The following is a 15,534-nucleotide window of genomic DNA, read 5'->3' as shown; positions in this document are numbered from 1 at the left end:
CTCGTTCGGCTGCTGGTGACGGTACCCGTGGCAGACTCGGACGGTGACGACGGGGGAACGCACGAACGACCGCACGGGGGCCCGCACGCTCCCGCTCGCCAGCTGGCGCTACCAGGGCACGCTGCGCACGTACCAACGCGACGTCCTCGACCGGGTGCCGGTCGAACCCGGCGACCCCGTCCACGTCGTCGCGCCCCCGGGGGCCGGCAAGACCCTGCTCGGGCTGCTCCTCGCCAGACGCCACGGTGCGCGCGCCCTCGTGCTCGCGCCGACCGCGACGATCCGCGCGCAGTGGGCCCGATCGGCGTCGGCCCTGGACGGCGACGCGACGGTGTCCGAGGACCCGGACCGGCCCGGCGACCTCACTGCGCTGACCTACCAGATGCTCTCCGTGCTCGACACCGGCAGTCCGCTCACCGACCTCGCCACCGCGGACTGGCGTCGCGAACTCGTCGACGGGGGACGGGACGACGCGGCCGCGGCACGGTGGATCGACGACCTCCGCACCAGCAACCCGGCAGCGTTCCGGAAGGGCGTCCGTCGCCGTTCCCGCGCGATCCGGAAGCGGCTCGCGCGCGAGGACCCCGAGCGCCTCGCCGAGGCCCTGCACCCGAACGCCCGCGCCCTCGTCGACCGGCTCGTGGCACACGGCGTCGAGACCGTCGTCCTCGACGAGTGCCACCACCTCCTCGACCACTGGGCGCTGGTGGTCGCCTACCTGCTCGGCCACATCCGCGCGTCCGGCCGCGAACCGGTCGTCATCGGCCTGACCGCGACCCTGCCGTCCACCGACGACCGCGACGCCCACGACACCTACACCGCACTGCTCGGCGACGTCGACCACGAAGTGCCGACACCCGCCGTCGTGAAGGAGGGCAACCTCGCGCCCTACCGCGACCACGTCTGGTTCGTCGAGCCGACCCCGGACGAGCTCGCCTTCCTGCGCGACCACGAACGCCGACTCGCCGCGCTGATCCGCGGCGCGCTCGCCGAACCCGACGGGATCGACTGGCTCGAGACGACGCTGCAACCGGAGACCAGCACCGGCGCGGTCCCCGGACCGGACCCCGGCACGCGGCCCGCCACCGCCGAGGAACGACTCGCCGCAGCCTTCGCCGCCGACTTCCCCGTCGCCGAGGCCGCCGCACGCACCCTCGCCGAGTTCCGCCCCGACCACCCGCTGCTCGCGCTCCTGCCCGACGACGTCCGACGCGCCCCCGACGCCGAGGGGCGGATCCGGGTCCTCGCCCGCTACGCCCTCGACCGACTGCTGCCCGACCCCGACCGCGCGGAGCAGTGGCAGCGCATCAAGCGCTCGATCGTGGACTTCGGCTTCACCCTGACCGACCGCGGCGTCCGACGGAGCCGGGACCCGATCGACACCGTGCTCGCATCGTCCGCCGCGAAAGACCGCGCCGTCGTCGACCTGCTCCACCTCGAACTCTCCCAGGACGCCGCCGACCGGGTCCGGGCCGTCGTGGTGACCGACCACGCCACCCACGGCAACACCCGGGGGAGCGCCGTCCCCGCCGCGGGCGCACTCCGGACCTTCGCCACGGTCGCGACGGAGGACCACCCCGTGCCGCTGCGCCCCGTGCTCGTCACCGCACGCCACCTCCGGATCGCCACCCGGGACGCCGACGTCCTGCTCCCCGCACTCGAGCAGCGCCTCGACACGACCTGCACCACGGAGCCGGTGCCCGACGACCCGCACGTGCTCACCGTCGGGACCCCCGGTGCCGGATCGGCCGCCGTGCTGGCCGCCGTCTCCGCACTGCTCACGGACGGCACCACCCGACTCGTCGTCGGTACCCGTGGCCTCCTCGGCGAGGGTTGGGACTGCCCCGCCGTGAACACCCTCATCGACCTCACCGCCGTCGCGACCTCGTCGGCGACCCAGCAGCTCCGCGGTCGCACGCTCCGCCTCGACCCGGCGTGGCCCCGCAAGGTCGCCCACAACTGGACCGTCACCGCCGTCGTCCCGGCCGACGTCCCGCTCGACGCCGCCCCGGACGTCTCCCGGATGCGCCGGAAGCACGAACAGATCTGGGGACTCCTCCGCTCCGACTCCGCGCAGGTGGTCCGCGGCACGTCGATCGCGCTCACCGACGGACAGGCCCGCCGGCTCGCCGGACTCGTCGCCAAGGACGAGCGGCAGACCGTCCGGGCCCTCGACGAGACCATCGCCGCCGAACTCCCCACCCGGGCCGACAGCTGGGCCGCCTGGCGCGTGGGCGAGCCCTACGCCGACCGCGAGAGCACGGCGACCGTCGTCGAGGAACCACGGACGCAGCCGTTCCGCACCGGACCGACCGCGGAGTTCGTGCTCGCCGTCGTCCTCGGCGCGGTCCTCTGGCTGCTCGCCGAGTCCGCCCGGGGCATCGTCGCCCTCTGGCGGCTCGGCTCGGTGCCCGGCGTGCTCGGGCTCCTCGTCGTCATCGGTCTCGCCGTCCTGCTCGTCTGGCCCGTCGCCCGACAGCTCGGCCTCGCCCTCCGCCAGCGGTTCAGCACCGTCGGCGCCTACCGCAGAGCCGTCCGGGTCGTCGTCGACGCACTGCACCGGGCCGGTCGGGTCCCGGCGTTCGGCGAGGGGGACGTCCGCGTCACCGCGCAGATGGCGGGGAAGGTGCCGCAGAGCTTCACGATGGAGGTGCTCGGCGCACGCCCCGAGGACCGCCGCGTCGTCACCGGCGCGCTCGCCGAGTTCTTCGGCCCGGTGCGGACCCCGCGCTTCCTGCTGCAGGTCAGCCGCACCGAGCGCGCGACCGTGCGCCGGGCACCGTTGCTCGTCGTGGCCCTGGCCGTGGCCCGTGCGGTCACCCCGGGCGACCGGTACTTCGCCGTGCCGGCGGCCGTGGGACGTCGCCGTGCCGATGCCGAGGCGTTCGCCGCCGACTGGAGCCGCCGGGTCGGTCCGTGCCGCCTGCACGAGATCGACTCGCCGGAGTCGCTCGTGCTGCTGGTCCGTGCCCGCCGGACGTCGGGTGCCGCCACGGCCGCGCCGGTGCTCCGCGACCAGTGGTCCTGACGCGACCGGAGCTGCCGTCGGACACGGAGCACGTGGGGAACATGGGAGGATCGAACCCATGCGTCTCGTCGTCGCCGGCAGCCCCGCTGCGGCCGTCCCCACCCTCCGCCGCCTCGCGGCGTCCGAGCACGAGATCGCCGCGGTGCTCACCCGTCCGGCGACCCCGCAGGGCCGGAAGCGCGTCCTCACCCCGACCCCCGTCGCCCAGGTCGCACAGGAGCTCGGCCTCCCGGTGATCGATGCGTCCCGGGTCGACGACGAGGTCACCGCCCGCATCGCCGACCTCGGGGTCGACCTCGGCGTCATCGTCGCGTACGGCGCCCTGCTCCGACGCCCGGCGCTCGACGCCCCGCGGCTCGGCTGGGTGAACCTGCACTTCTCGGACCTGCCGCAGTACCGCGGCGCCGCCCCCGTCCAGCGCGCGGTGATGGCCGGCGACAGCCGCACCGCCGCGACGGTGTTCCAGCTCGTCGAGGCGCTCGACGCCGGTCCGGTCTACGCGAGCGACCCGTTCGACATCGACCCCGAGGCGACCTCCGGCGAGGTCCTCGCCGCGATGGCCGAGACCGGCGCCGAGACCGTCGCCCGCGTCGTCGACGACATCGCCGCGGGCACCGCGGTCGCCGTGGAGCAGACCGGCGAGCCCACCCTCGCCCCGAAGCTGACCATCGACGACGGTCGCATCGACTTCGCTGCGCCGGCCACCGTCGTGCTCGCACGCCTGCGCGGCGTCACGCCCGAGCCCGGCGCGTACGCCCACCTCGGCGAGACCCGCGTCAAGCTGCTCCGCAGCACCCGACTGCCAGGAGGCGCGGCAGACCCCGCCCCGTCCCTCGCCCCCGGTGCGCTCAGCGTCCAGGGCGGTCGGCTGCTCGTCGGGACCGCCGACGACCCGCTCGTGCTCACCGAGGTGCAACCCGCCGGCAAGAAGGCGATGGACGCCGCCGCCTGGGCCCGGGGCCTCGGCTCCCTCGACGGCAAGGTCCTGGCGTGAGCGCCGCGAGCACCGGGCAGCGCCGGCACCACGGACCGCGGCAGACGAGTGCCCGCCGTGTCGCCTTCGACGTGCTGCGGGCGGTGCAGGTCGACGACGCCTACGCCAACCTCCTGCTCCCGACCCGGATCCGCCGCGCCGGCCTCTCCGCGCGCGACGCCGGGTTCGCCACCGAGCTGACCTACGGGTCGATCCGGATGCTCGGCCGGTACGACGCGATCATCGCCCTCGCCTCCGGCCGTCGCATCGACAACGTCGAGTCCGACGTGCTCGACGTCCTCCGGCTCGGTGCCCACCAGCTGCTCGGGATGCGCACCCCGACGCACGCCGCCGTCGACGCCACGGTCGAGCTCGCCCGCGAGGTCGGTGCCCGCCGCGCCACCGGCTTCGTCAACGCCGTGCTGCGCAAGGTCGCCGCACGGACCGACGACGAGTGGGACGCGCTCATCACCGAGGGCCGCGGTGGGGACGCACTGCTCGCCACCCGGTGGTCGCACCCCACGTGGGTGGTGTCCGCGCTGCGGGACGCCCTCGCTGCCGAACGCTCGCGGGACGAGCTCGCCGCGCTCCTGGCGGCCGACAACGCCGCGCCCCGGGTGCAGCTCGCCGCGCTGCCCGGGCTGGCCACCGACGAGGACGTCGCCGCTGCCCGGGCCCACGCCGCGACCGCGACCGAACACGAGACGGACGCCGACGACGAGACGCAGGTCGCGCCTCCCGAACCGCTCACGGACCCCGAGGCGGACCTGCCGATCTCGCCCGTCGGCATCCGCGGGATCTCCGGCGACCCGGCCCGCGTGCCGGGCGTCACCGCCGGACGGCTCCGCGTGCAGGACGAGGGCTCCCAGCTCGCGGCACTAGCGCTCAGTCGGTCGTCGGCGATCCGGCCGGGGGAGCGGTGGCTCGACCTCTGCGCCGGGCCCGGTGGCAAGGCGGCGCTCCTCGCGGCCGAGGCCGCACAGGGCGGGGCGACCCTCGTGGCGAACGAACTCGTGCCGGCGCGTGCCGGACTCGTGCGGAAGGCCCTCGCGGGTTCCGGCGACGGCGTGACCGTGGTCGAGGGCGACGGTCGGCGCTTCGGTCGCGACGGCGCCGGGGTGACGTTCGACCGGATCCTGCTCGACGCGCCGTGCACCGGACTCGGAGCGCTCCGGCGTCGTCCGGAGGCCCGGTGGCGCAAGCAGCCCGAGGACGTCCCCGAGCTCGCTGCGCTGCAGGCCGAACTGCTCGACGCCGCCGTGCGGGTGCTCGCACCGGGCGGGACCCTGGCGTACGTGACGTGCTCGCCGCACCTGGCGGAGACCCGCGGACAGGTCGACGCGCTGATGGCTCGGCACGGTGGCGAGCTCGAGCAGCTCGACACGGCGTCCGTCGTACGGTCGGTGGCCGCGCGGGACCCTCGGGTGGCCGACGGGAACACGGTGCAGCTCTGGCCGCACCGGATCGGGACGGACGCGATGTTCATCGCGCTGTTCCGGCGCGTCGCTTAGCGCCAGAGCCCAGCAGCAGGCCGCCGGCTCAGCGTGACCGGCGGTACGCGCTCCCGTCGCAGGTGTGCACGGCGTCCTCGTCGAACAGCGCCCGCAGGTTGTACGCGGCGCAGTCGCGGAAGGTCGCGATGCTGATCCACCGCGCCGAGCGGCGGAGCTCGCCCTTCGCTGGGCCGTCCGAGCCGATGCCGGCCCGGTGCACCGTCCAGGCGATGTCCCGCGCCTCGGCGTCGAGGTAGCGCATCACCGCCTCGTTGTCGGCGTGCTGACCGCGGTACGCGCGGGCGAGCGTCGCCCGCACGAGCCGCAGCACCGGTGCGAGCCGCCGGCCGGGAGGCGCGCTCAACCCGCCCGCCTGGTAGAGCAGGCGGGTGGCACCGCTCCGACGCATCGCCGGCACGAGCGCCCGGACGAAGGGCGTGTTGACCAGACGGTCACGCTGCGAGTCGACGTCCCCGAGCATCACGACGACGGCGGTCACACCGTCCAGCAGTGCGTCGAGGTCGAGGTCGTCGGGGACGGAGCCCGGTACGACCTCGAGGTCGTCGTGCTGGATCGTGAGCTTGGCCGGCGTGCGGGCGACGGCGCGCACCCGGTGTCCGGCGTCGAGGGCGAACTGCGTGAAGTGCTGGCCGGTCTGGCCCGTCGCGCCGAAGACGAGCAGGTGCTGTTGCGATGTCATGGTCCCAATCTAGGCACTGACTAGAAAATAGGCAATGCCTAGTCGCGGGGTAAGGTGGAGGCATGCCGGATCGTCCCTTCCACCACGGGAACCTCCGCGCCGTCCTGCTCGACGAGGCCGTGACGGTCCTGCGTGAGGACGGTGTCGACGGGCTGTCCCTGCGTGACCTCGCGCGCCGTGCCGGTGTGAGCCACGGAGCGCCACGGAGCCACTTCGTCGATCGCCAGGCGCTCCTCGACGCCGTGGCCGAGCTCGGCTTCGACCGGCTGGCCGCCGCGGTGCGCCGAGCGCTGGCCGGGGCCGGTGACCTGGACGACCGCTTCCGCCGGGTCGCCCTCGCGTACGTCGACTTCGCGATCGACGACGCCGCGCTGATGGACCTGATGTTCCAGGCGAAGACGACCACCCGGGCCGAGTCGGTGCAGGCCGCCGCCTCGTCGCTGTTCGCCGTGCTCGACGGCGCGACGGGGAGCGCGGTGGCGGACGGCGGCGACGGCGACGCCCGGCACCTGTTCAAGCTCCTGTTCGCCGCCACCATGCAGGGGATCGCCGCGCTCGTGGTCTCGCGTCGGATCGACCGCGCCGAGGGGGAGCGGCTGGTGGACGCCGCGCTGGAGACGATGCTCCGGTCCGACCTCGGCTCCCGGGCGGTCGGCGCGAACTGAGGCCGGTGCGGAGCGGGCTGACGGACGCACCCCGGTAGGCTCGACGGGTGACGATCCGCATCTCGCCGAGCATCCTGTCCGCCGACTTCGCGAACCTCGAACGCGAGCTCCACCGCATCGCGACCGCCGACCTGGTGCACGTCGACGTGATGGACAACCACTTCGTGCCGAACCTCACGCTGGGCCTGCCGATCGTGCAGCGCCTGCAGGAGGTCTCCCCGGTGCCGCTCGACGTCCACCTCATGATCACGAACGCCGACACCGAGGCGCCGAAGTACGCCGAGACGGGTGCGTCGAGCGTGACCTTCCACTTCGAGGCCGCCGACGACCCGGTGGCGACCGCCGCGGCGATCCGCTCGAACGGCGCCCGGGCAGCCGTCGCGGTGAAGCCCGGCACCCCGATCACCCAGGTGCTCCACCACCTCGACGCCTACGACATGATCCTGCTCATGACGGTCGAGCCCGGGTTCGGCGGCCAGGCGTTCATGCGCTCGGTGATGCCGAAGCTCGCCGACGCCCGTGCGGCGGTCGACGCCTCGGGGCTCGACGTCTGGCTCGAGGTCGACGGCGGGATCGCGGTCGACACGGTGCCCGAGGCGGTCCGCAGTGGTGCCGACACCCTCGTGGCGGGCTCCGCGGTCTACGGCGGCGAGCCGGCCGCGCGCATCGCGGACCTGCGCGAGGCGGCCGCGGCAGCACGTTCGTGACCGGACCGGCGCCCGAGGTGACGGGCGTGGCGGACACGAGCCGCGCCTCCCGTCCGGACGGTACGTCGGCCGTGTCGGCGGGGGACGGTAGCCTGGTGTGCGTGAAGACGTTCGACGACCTGTTCCAGGAGCTCACCGAGAAGGCGCGCACGCGCCCCCAGGGCTCCGGCACCGTCGCCGAACTGGACGCCGGCGTGCACCAGATCGGCAAGAAGATCGTGGAAGAAGCGGCCGAGGTCTGGATGGCGGCCGAGTACGAGGGCGACGAGCGCACCTCGGAGGAGATCTCGCAGCTCGTGTACCACCTGCAGGTGCTCATGGTGGCGAAGGGGCTCACCCCGGCGGACGTCTGGCGACATCTCTGATCCGCTGATCAGCCGCCGACCCTCCACCAGAAAGCAGACCCCCTGATGCTCCGCATCGCCGTGCCCAACAAGGGCTCCCTGTCCGAGACCGCGTCCGACATGCTGCGCGAGGCCGGGTACGCCGGCCGCCGCGACCCGAAGGCCCTCCACCTGCTCGACGAGCGCAACGGCGTCGAGTTCTTCTTCCTCCGCCCGCGCGACATCGCCACGTACGTCGGCTCCGGCGCGCTCGACGTCGGCATCACCGGCCGCGACCTGCTGCTCGACTCCGGCTCCGCCGCGCACGAGGTCGACGCGCTCGGGTTCGCCGACTCGACGTTCCGGTTCGCCGGCACGCCCGGCCGGTTCAGCACGCTGCAGGACCTCGACGGTGTGCGGGTGGCGACGAGCTACCCCGGGCTCGTGGGGGAGTTCCTCGCGAAGCACGGCGTCACCGCGACGCTCGTGAAGCTCGACGGCGCGGTCGAGAGCGCCGTGCGCCTCGGTGTCGCCGACGCCGTGGCCGACGTGGTCTCGACGGGCAGCACGCTCCGGGCCGCCGGGCTCGAGATCTTCGGGCCGGTCATCCTCGAGTCGACCGCGCTCCTCATCTCCACCGACGAGACGATCCCCGGCATCGACGTCCTGCGGCGCCGACTGCAGGGCGTGCTCGTCGCGCGCGGCTACGTGATGCTCGACTACGACATCCCCACCGGGCTCCTCGAGCAGGCGACCGCCGTCGCGTCGGGCATCGAGTCGCCGACGGTCTCGCCGCTGCACGGTCGCGACTGGTCGGCCGTCCGCGTGATGATCCCGCGCGACGACGCGAACCTCATCATGGACGCGCTGTACGACCTCGGCGCGCGCGCCATCCTCGTCAGCCCGATCCACGCCGCACGACTGTGACCGGGGTCTCCGTCCGGGTGATCCCATGCCTGGACGTCAAGGGCGGCCGGGTCGTCAAGGGCGTCAACTTCCTGGACCTGCAGGACGCCGGTGACCCGGTCGAGCTCGCCGCTCGCTACTACGAGCAGGGCGCGGACGAGCTGACCTTCCTCGACGTGGGTGCCACGGTCGAGAACCGCGCGACGATGTACGACACGGTGACGCGCACGGCCGAGCAGGTGTTCATCCCACTCACCGTCGGTGGCGGCGTCCGGAGCGTCGACGACGTGTCGCGGCTGCAGCAGTGCGGCGCGGACAAGATCGGCGTGAACAGCGCCGCGATCGCGCGTCCGGACCTCGTCGGCGAGATCGCGGACCGGTTCGGCGCGCAGGCCGTCGTGCTCTCCCTGGACATCAAGCGGTCCGACCGGATGCCGTCGGGCTTCGTCGTGACGACCCACGGCGGACGGACCGAGTCCGACCTCGACGCGCTCGCCTGGGCGCGCGAGGCCGTCGAGCGCGGCGCGGGGGAGCTCCTCGTCAACTCGATCGACGCGGACGGCACGAAGAACGGGTTCGACGTCGAGCTCGTGGCAGCGGTGCGCGCGGTCGCGTCGGTCCCGGTCATCGCTTCGGGAGGCGCGGGTCGGCTCGAGCACTTCGCCCCCGCGATCGAGGCGGGCGCGGATGCCGTCCTCGCCGCCAGCGTCTTCCACCGCGGCGAGATGACCATCGGTGACGTGAAGGCCGCGCTGCGCGCGACCGGGCACGCCGTCCGCTGATCCGCCGCCGTAGGCTAGGAGTCTCATGACCGACAGCACCAGCACCAGCACGGACGCGGTCCTCGACCGCGCGCGGTTCGGTGCGGACGGGCTGCTCCCCGCCATCGTGCAAGAGGAGTCGTCGAAGGACGTCCTCATGCTCGGCTACATGGACCGAGAAGCCCTCCGCCGCACCCTGACCGAGGGACGGGTGACCTTCTGGTCGCGGTCCCGGAACGAGTACTGGCGCAAGGGCGACACCTCGGGGCACGCGCAGTACGTGCGCGGGGCGGCGTTCGACTGCGACGCGGACACGCTCCTCGTGACCGTCGAGCAGGTCGGCGCCGCGTGCCACACCGGCGCGCACCGCTGCTTCGACGTCGACCCCCTCGAGCCCGTGACGGCGTCCGCGCCCGACGGCGCCGCGTCCGCTCTCGCCGATGCGCCGTCCGATCTCGCTGGTGCGCCGTCCGCTCTCGCCGGTGGGGCCGTGGAGGAGACCCGATGAGCACCGCGACGCTCTCCGACACGCCGCACACGACCTCCCGTCCGGAGTTCGACGCCCTGCTCGACGCCCACCGCGTCGTCCCCGTCGTGCGCGCGCTCTACGCCGACAGCGAGACGCCGGTCGGTGTCTACCGGAAGCTCGCCGACGGCCGGCCCGGTACCTTCCTGCTCGAGTCCGCCGGACAGGGCGGCCTCTGGTCGCGCTGGTCCTTCGTCGGCGTGCGCAGCTTCGGCGTCCTCACCCAGGACGGCGACCGTGCCGCGTGGATCGACACCGGCATCCCGGCGTCCCGCGCCGTCGACTCGCTCGACGGCGAGCCGCTCGAGGTCCTGGCGCGGCTGCACGAGCGCTGGGCGACCCCGCGGATCCCCGGCACCCCGCCGCTCGTCGGTGGCACCGTCGGGTTCATCGGCTGGGAGGCCGTCCGTCAGCTCGAGCACCTGCCGAACGTGCCGCCGGCCGACTTCGACGTCCCGGGGCAGGCCCTCGCGTTCGTGTCCGAGCTCGCCGCGCTCGACCACCGCACCGGGCTCGTCCTGCTCGTCGCCAGCGTGCTGAACGACGGTGTCGACGACGCCGAGACGCTGTGGGCGGACGCCCAGGCGCGACTCGACCGGATGCAGGCCGACCTCGTGCAGCCCTCCGCCGCGACCGTCGCCGAGGCGTTCGACATCGCCGAGCCGACCCCGACCCACCGGTCCACCCCCGCGGACTACATGGCGGCCGTCGAGCGGTCGAAGGGCTTCATCCGCGACGGGGACGTCTTCCAGGTCGTCATCTCGCAGCGGTTCGACCACGAGGTCACCGCGGATCCCCTCGACGTCTACCGCGTGCTGCGGACGCTCAACCCGAGCCCGTACATGTACTTCCTGTCGCTGGCGGACACCGCCGACGAGCGCTTCTGGATCGTCGGCGCCTCGCCCGAGGCCCTGGTCAAGGTGCAGGACGGCCGGGCGATCACCCACCCGATCGCCGGGTCGCGTCCGCGCGGCGCCACACCCGAGGCGGACGTCCGTCTCGGCGAGGACCTGCTCGAGGACCCGAAGGAGCGCGCCGAGCACCTCATGCTCGTCGACCTGGCGCGCAACGACCTGCAGAAGGTCTGCGAGCCGGGCACGGTCGCCGTGACCGAGTTCATGACGGTCGAGCGGTTCAGCCACATCATGCACCTGGTGTCGAGCGTCGAGGGCGCCGTGCGGCCCGGGGCCTCGGCGATCGACGTGTTCCGTGCGACCTTCCCGGCCGGCACCCTCTCCGGGGCGCCGAAGCCGCGGGCGCTCGAGATCATCGACGAGCTCGAACCCGCGAAGCGTGGTGCCTACGCGGGCGTGGTCGGCTACTTCGACTTCGCCGGCGACGCCGACCTCGCGATCGCGATCCGCAGCGCCCTCATCAAGGACGGTGTGGCACGCGTGCAGGCCGGGGCCGGGCTCGTGGCCGACTCCGACCCCGAGACCGAGCACATCGAGGCCGTGAACAAGGCCGCGGCACCGCTGCGGGCCATCGCGACCGCCAACCGGATGCGCGGGGTGCACTCGTGACGGCCCGCCGCTCCCGGCCGCTCGTCGTCGTCGCCGGCCTCGCCGTGGCGGGCATCATCATGCTCTCGTGGACGCAGACCTGGTTCACGGTCCACCTCCACGCGGGCGCTGCCGTCGCCGCGAAGGTGGACGCCGACGGTGCGGCCGCGGTCCCGCAGTACACCGCCCTGGCGATCGCGAGCCTCGCGCTCTTCCTGGCGATGACCATCGCCGGTCGGGTCGTCCGGATCGTGCTCGCCGCCGTCGAGATCCTGCTCGGCGTCGGCGTGGTGGTGTCCGGCATCACCGCCCTGGCCGACCCGGTCGCCGCAGCGAAGGGTGCCGTGGGCGAGGTCGCGGGCGTCGCGGACCTGTCCGCCGTCCGCCGGGCCGTGTCGAGCGTGGACGTGTCGGCGTGGCCGGTCGTCGGCATCGTCGGCGGCGTGCTCGCCATGGCGCTCGGGGTCGTCGTGCTCGTCGTGCAGCGGTCCTGGCCGGGGCCGAGCCGGAAGTACGGCGCGGCCACCGCGGGTGCGGCGGCGGATGCCCGTGCGGTGGCGCCGGTCGAGCGTGACGCCGTCGTCGACTGGGACGACCTGAGCGCCGGCGTCGACCCGACCTCGGACGCGGTCGCAGGCCCCGACAGCGCAGCCGCGGGCCCCGACAGCGCAGCCGCGGGCCCCGACGACGCGAGCGCGGACGCTGCCGGAGCGGCCCCGGACGACACGGTAGGATCGAACGGACGCCGGTCGAACGACGGCGTCGAAGCAGAACGAGGAGCACCGTGAGCAACACTGAGCCCGCAGAACTCGGCGAAGGCCACTCGCCGGCAGCCTGGACCGCCGTCGTGATCATGCTGATCGGATTCGCGGCCGGCACGCTGTTCTTCTGGTTCGACCAGCCGTGGGGCGTCTGGGCCTCCGCCGGCGTGGTGCTCATCGGCCTCATCGTCGGTGGCGTCATGAAGAAGGCGGGCTACGGCGTCGACGGCCCGAAGTTCGTCCCCAAGCACCACTCCGAGTAGGTCCGGCATGCCGAACGTGCTCGAGACCCTCGTCGCGGGCGCGCTCGAGGACGCCGCGGCCCGTCGCGTCGACCGTCCCTACGCGGACGTCGAACGCGACCTGGACCGCGTGGCGTCCCCGCTCGACGCCCTCACGTTCCTGGCCCCCGGCGACCGGGTGAAGATCCTCGCCGAGGTCAAGCGTGCCAGCCCGTCCCGCGGGTCCATGGCCCCGATCGAGGACCCCGCGTCCCTCGCCGCCGACTACGAGCGCGGCGGTGCCTCGACGATCAGTGTCCTGACCGAGGGGCGCAAGTTCCTCGGCAGCCTCGCCGACCTCGAAGCGGTCAAGGCGCGGGTGGGCGTCCCCGTCCTCCGCAAGGACTTCATCGCCGACCCGTACCAGGTGATCGAGGCCCGGGCGTCCGGTGCCGACGTCGTCCTGCTCATCGTGGCGGCGCTCGAGCAGCAGCAGCTGGTCGAGCTCCACGCCCTGGCGGAAGAACTCGGCATGCGCGTCCTGGTCGAGGCGCACTCGGCGGACGAGGTCTCACGCGGCCTCGACGCCGGCGCCCGGATCCTCGGGGTGAACGCCCGCGACCTGACCGACTTCTCGCTCGACCGCGACCTGTTCGGATCGCTCGCCGACCGCATCCCCGACGGGGTCGTGCGCGTCGCCGAGTCCGCGGTCGCCGGTCCGGCCGACGTCGCGCACTACCGTGCCGCCGGCGCCGACGTCGTCCTGGTGGGGGAGGCGCTCGTGACGGGCGACGACCCCGCTGCCACACTCGCGTCGTTCATCGCAGCCGCCGACCGCGACTGACCGACGACAGCATCCATCCCAGCCCGGTTCGCCGGGCGTGTCCCGGGAGACCCATCGTGACCTCACTCCGCGACCTGCACGGACCGTACTTCGGCGACTTCGGCGGGCGGTTCGTCCCCGAGTCGCTCGTCCTCGCGCTCGACGAACTCGAAGCGGCGTTCCGCGAGGCCTGGGCGGACCCGGCCTTCCGCGACGAGCTCGACACGCTCCAGCGCGACTACACCGGGCGACCCTCGATCATCACCGAGGTGCCCCGGTTCGCCAAGCACGCCGGCGGGGCCCGGATCATCCTCAAGCGCGAGGACCTCAACCACACCGGCTCGCACAAGATCAACAACGTGCTCGGTCAGGCCCTCGTGGCGAAGCGCCTCGGCAAGACACGCCTCATCGCCGAGACCGGCGCCGGCCAGCACGGCGTCGCGACGGCCACCGCGGCGGCGCTCTTCGGCATGGACTGCGTCGTCTACATGGGCGCCGTCGACACCGAGCGCCAGGCGTTGAACGTCGCCCGGATGCGCTTGCTCGGTGCCGAGGTGATCCCGGTCGAGACCGGCTCCCGCACGCTGAAGGACGCCATCAACGACGCCCTGCGCGACTGGGTCGCCAACGTCGACTCCACGCACTACCTGCTCGGCACCGTCGCCGGCCCGCACCCGTTCCCCGAGATGGTGCGCGAGTTCCACAAGGTCATCGGCGAAGAGGCCCGCCAGCAGGTCCTCGACCGGGTCGGGCGCCTGCCGGACGCGGTCGCCGCGTGCGTCGGCGGCGGCTCGAACGCCATGGGCATCTTCGAGGCCTTCCTCGACGACGAGTCCGTCGCGCTGCACGGCTTCGAGGCCGGTGGCGACGGCGTCGAGACCGGCCGGCACGCCGCGAGCATCACGCTCGGTCGCGAGGGCGTCCTCCAGGGCACGAAGTCCTACCTCATGCAGGACGAGGACGGCCAGACGATCGAGAGCCACAGCATCTCCGCCGGGCTCGACTACCCGAGCGTCGGGCCGGAGCACGCCTACCTCGCCTCGATCGGGCGTGCGAAGTACGAGCCGATCACCGACGACGAGGCGATGGAGGCCTTCCGCCTGCTGAGCCGCACCGAGGGCATCCTGCCGGCGATCGAGTCCTCGCACGCCCTCGCCGGGGCGATCAAGCTCGGCAAGGAGCTCGGTCCAGAGGGCGTCATCCTCGTGAACCTGTCCGGCCGGGGCGACAAGGACGTCGCGTCCGCCAGTCGCTACTTCGGCATCCTCGACGAGAACGCGGTGCAGCTGTGACCACGAACCAGACGGTCGCGACGACGATCGACACCGCCAACGCCGAGCGCGCGGGGGCCGTCGTCGGCTACCTGCCCGCCGGCTACCCCGACGTGCAGACGAGCGTCGACGCCGCCGTGGCCCTGGCCGAGAACGGCGTCGACGTCATCGAGCTCGGCCTGCCGTACTCCGACCCGGTGATGGACGGCCCGGTCATCCAGCGGGCGGCAGAGGAGAGCCTGGCGAACGGCTTCCGCGTCGCGCAGGTCTTCGACGCCGTGCACCAGATCACCGAGCGTGCGAACGTGCCCGTGCTCGTGATGACCTACTGGAACCCGGTGCTCCGGTACGGCGTCGAGCGGTTCGCCGACGACCTCGTCGCCGCGGGGGCCGCCGGGCTCATCACGCCGGACCTCATCCCCGACGAGGGCGCCGAGTGGATCCGCGAGTCGGAGCGCACCGGCCTGGACCGGGTGTTCCTCGCAGCCCCGTCCTCGTCGGACACGCGCATGCAGCAGGCGGTCCGGTCCAGCCGCGGGTTCGTCTACGCCGTCTCCACGATGGGCGTCACCGGCGCGCGCGAGGGCGTGGACGTCGCAGCCCGCACCGTCGTGTCGCGGCTCCGCGACGCCGGGGTCGAGCGTACGTGCGTCGGTCTCGGCATCTCGACGGCGGAGCAGGTCGGCGAGGTCCTCGAGTACGCCGACGGCGCCATCATCGGCTCCGCCTTCGTCCGGGCCCTGGCGGACCTCGGCGTGCAGGGCGTGGCCGACCGGGCAGCCGACCTCACCTCGGGCGCGCAGCGCCGCTGACGTCCAGGAGGCGCGGTGCCGGCGACCCCGTCGGCCCACCTGCACCGCGGTGCGGGTGAGCG

At 73.5% G+C, this 15,534-nt stretch carries 15 protein-coding genes and 1 pseudogene; 15 read left to right on the top strand and 1 reads right to left on the bottom strand.

Annotated features, from left to right (window positions below):
• Positions 1-43 precede the first annotated feature (43 nt).
• The 3 genes from J2X60_RS07575 to J2X60_RS07565 are packed head-to-tail and all read left to right on the top strand — an operon-like array spanning position 44 to position 5,512.
• Complete coding sequence (locus tag J2X60_RS07575; RefSeq protein WP_309886980.1) at positions 44-3,028, top strand: hypothetical protein; 2,985 nt, start codon at positions 44-46, stop codon at positions 3,026-3,028.
• A 58-nt stretch (positions 3,029-3,086) separates the two neighbouring features.
• Positions 3,087-4,022 carry a methionyl-tRNA formyltransferase gene (gene fmt / locus J2X60_RS07570; RefSeq protein ID WP_309886979.1) on the top strand — a complete coding sequence of 312 codons (936 nt, stop codon included), beginning with the start codon at positions 3,087-3,089 and terminating at the stop codon, positions 4,020-4,022.
• Positions 4,019-5,512, top strand: coding sequence for a transcription antitermination factor NusB (locus J2X60_RS07565; RefSeq protein WP_309886978.1), 1,494 nt, complete (start codon positions 4,019-4,021; stop codon positions 5,510-5,512). Before fmt ends, J2X60_RS07565 begins: the two co-directional genes overlap by 4 nt.
• Positions 5,513-5,540: 28 nt before the next feature.
• Here J2X60_RS07565 and J2X60_RS07560 read toward each other — a convergent pair whose 3' ends face one another.
• Positions 5,541-6,194 (bottom strand): NAD(P)H-binding protein, encoded by a 654-nt coding sequence (locus J2X60_RS07560; protein WP_309886977.1) that lies wholly within the window; start codon positions 6,192-6,194, stop codon positions 5,541-5,543.
• 62 nt (positions 6,195-6,256) lie between these two features.
• Between J2X60_RS07560 and J2X60_RS07555 the strand changes: the two genes are divergently transcribed.
• From J2X60_RS07555 to trpA, 12 genes and pseudogenes are all read left to right on the top strand, one after another.
• Positions 6,257-6,859 carry a TetR/AcrR family transcriptional regulator gene (locus tag J2X60_RS07555; RefSeq protein ID WP_309886976.1) on the top strand — a complete coding sequence of 201 codons (603 nt, stop codon included), beginning with the start codon at positions 6,257-6,259 and terminating at the stop codon, positions 6,857-6,859.
• 47 nt (positions 6,860-6,906) lie between these two features.
• The gene (rpe, locus tag J2X60_RS07550; RefSeq protein ID WP_309886975.1) at positions 6,907-7,566 is read left to right on the top strand and encodes a ribulose-phosphate 3-epimerase; all 660 of its coding nucleotides are present in this window, start codon (positions 6,907-6,909) and stop codon (positions 7,564-7,566) included.
• A gap of 101 nt (positions 7,567-7,667) precedes the next feature.
• A complete protein-coding gene (locus J2X60_RS07545; protein WP_309886973.1) occupies positions 7,668-7,931 on the top strand; it encodes a phosphoribosyl-ATP diphosphatase in 264 nt (87 codons plus the stop codon).
• Positions 7,932-7,976: 45 nt separating this feature from the next.
• Entirely contained in the window at positions 7,977-8,816 is an 840-nt protein-coding gene (hisG, locus tag J2X60_RS07540; protein WP_022906699.1) for an ATP phosphoribosyltransferase, read from the top strand.
• Positions 8,813-9,577: an imidazole glycerol phosphate synthase subunit HisF gene (gene hisF, locus J2X60_RS07535; RefSeq protein ID WP_229084985.1), complete on the top strand. Its 765-nt coding sequence runs from the start codon at positions 8,813-8,815 to the stop codon at positions 9,575-9,577. The genes hisG and hisF overlap by 4 nt, the downstream gene beginning before the upstream one ends.
• A gap of 25 nt (positions 9,578-9,602) precedes the next feature.
• Positions 9,603-9,971, top strand: a pseudogene (gene hisI, locus J2X60_RS07530) (phosphoribosyl-AMP cyclohydrolase); the annotation flags it as partial.
• A gap of 89 nt (positions 9,972-10,060) precedes the next feature.
• Positions 10,061-11,605 (top strand): anthranilate synthase component I, encoded by a 1,545-nt coding sequence (locus J2X60_RS07525; RefSeq protein ID WP_309779654.1) that lies wholly within the window; start codon positions 10,061-10,063, stop codon positions 11,603-11,605.
• Positions 11,602-12,372: a Trp biosynthesis-associated membrane protein gene (locus J2X60_RS07520; protein ID WP_309886972.1), complete on the top strand. Its 771-nt coding sequence runs from the start codon at positions 11,602-11,604 to the stop codon at positions 12,370-12,372. The genes J2X60_RS07525 and J2X60_RS07520 overlap by 4 nt, the downstream gene beginning before the upstream one ends.
• Entirely contained in the window at positions 12,369-12,608 is a 240-nt protein-coding gene (locus J2X60_RS07515; protein WP_070416235.1) for an HGxxPAAW family protein, read from the top strand. Before J2X60_RS07520 ends, J2X60_RS07515 begins: the two co-directional genes overlap by 4 nt.
• A gap of 16 nt (positions 12,609-12,624) precedes the next feature.
• Positions 12,625-13,410, top strand: a complete 786-nt coding sequence (trpC, locus tag J2X60_RS07510; RefSeq protein WP_309887046.1) for an indole-3-glycerol phosphate synthase TrpC — start codon at positions 12,625-12,627, stop codon at positions 13,408-13,410.
• Between the two features lie 56 nt (positions 13,411-13,466).
• Complete coding sequence (trpB, locus tag J2X60_RS07505; RefSeq protein ID WP_070416234.1) at positions 13,467-14,681, top strand: tryptophan synthase subunit beta; 1,215 nt, start codon at positions 13,467-13,469, stop codon at positions 14,679-14,681.
• Positions 14,678-15,472, top strand: a complete 795-nt coding sequence (gene trpA / locus J2X60_RS07500) for a tryptophan synthase subunit alpha (RefSeq protein WP_070416233.1) — start codon at positions 14,678-14,680, stop codon at positions 15,470-15,472. The genes trpB and trpA overlap by 4 nt, the downstream gene beginning before the upstream one ends.
• The last annotated feature ends 62 nt before the right edge of the window (positions 15,473-15,534 follow it).

This window comes from Curtobacterium sp. 320 (assembly GCF_031455235.1).
In the GTDB taxonomy this organism is placed as follows: Bacteria; Actinomycetota; Actinomycetes; order Actinomycetales; family Microbacteriaceae; genus Curtobacterium.
The sequence above is the reverse complement of the archived record's forward strand: the minus strand, read 5'-3'. Positions and strand labels throughout refer to the sequence as shown.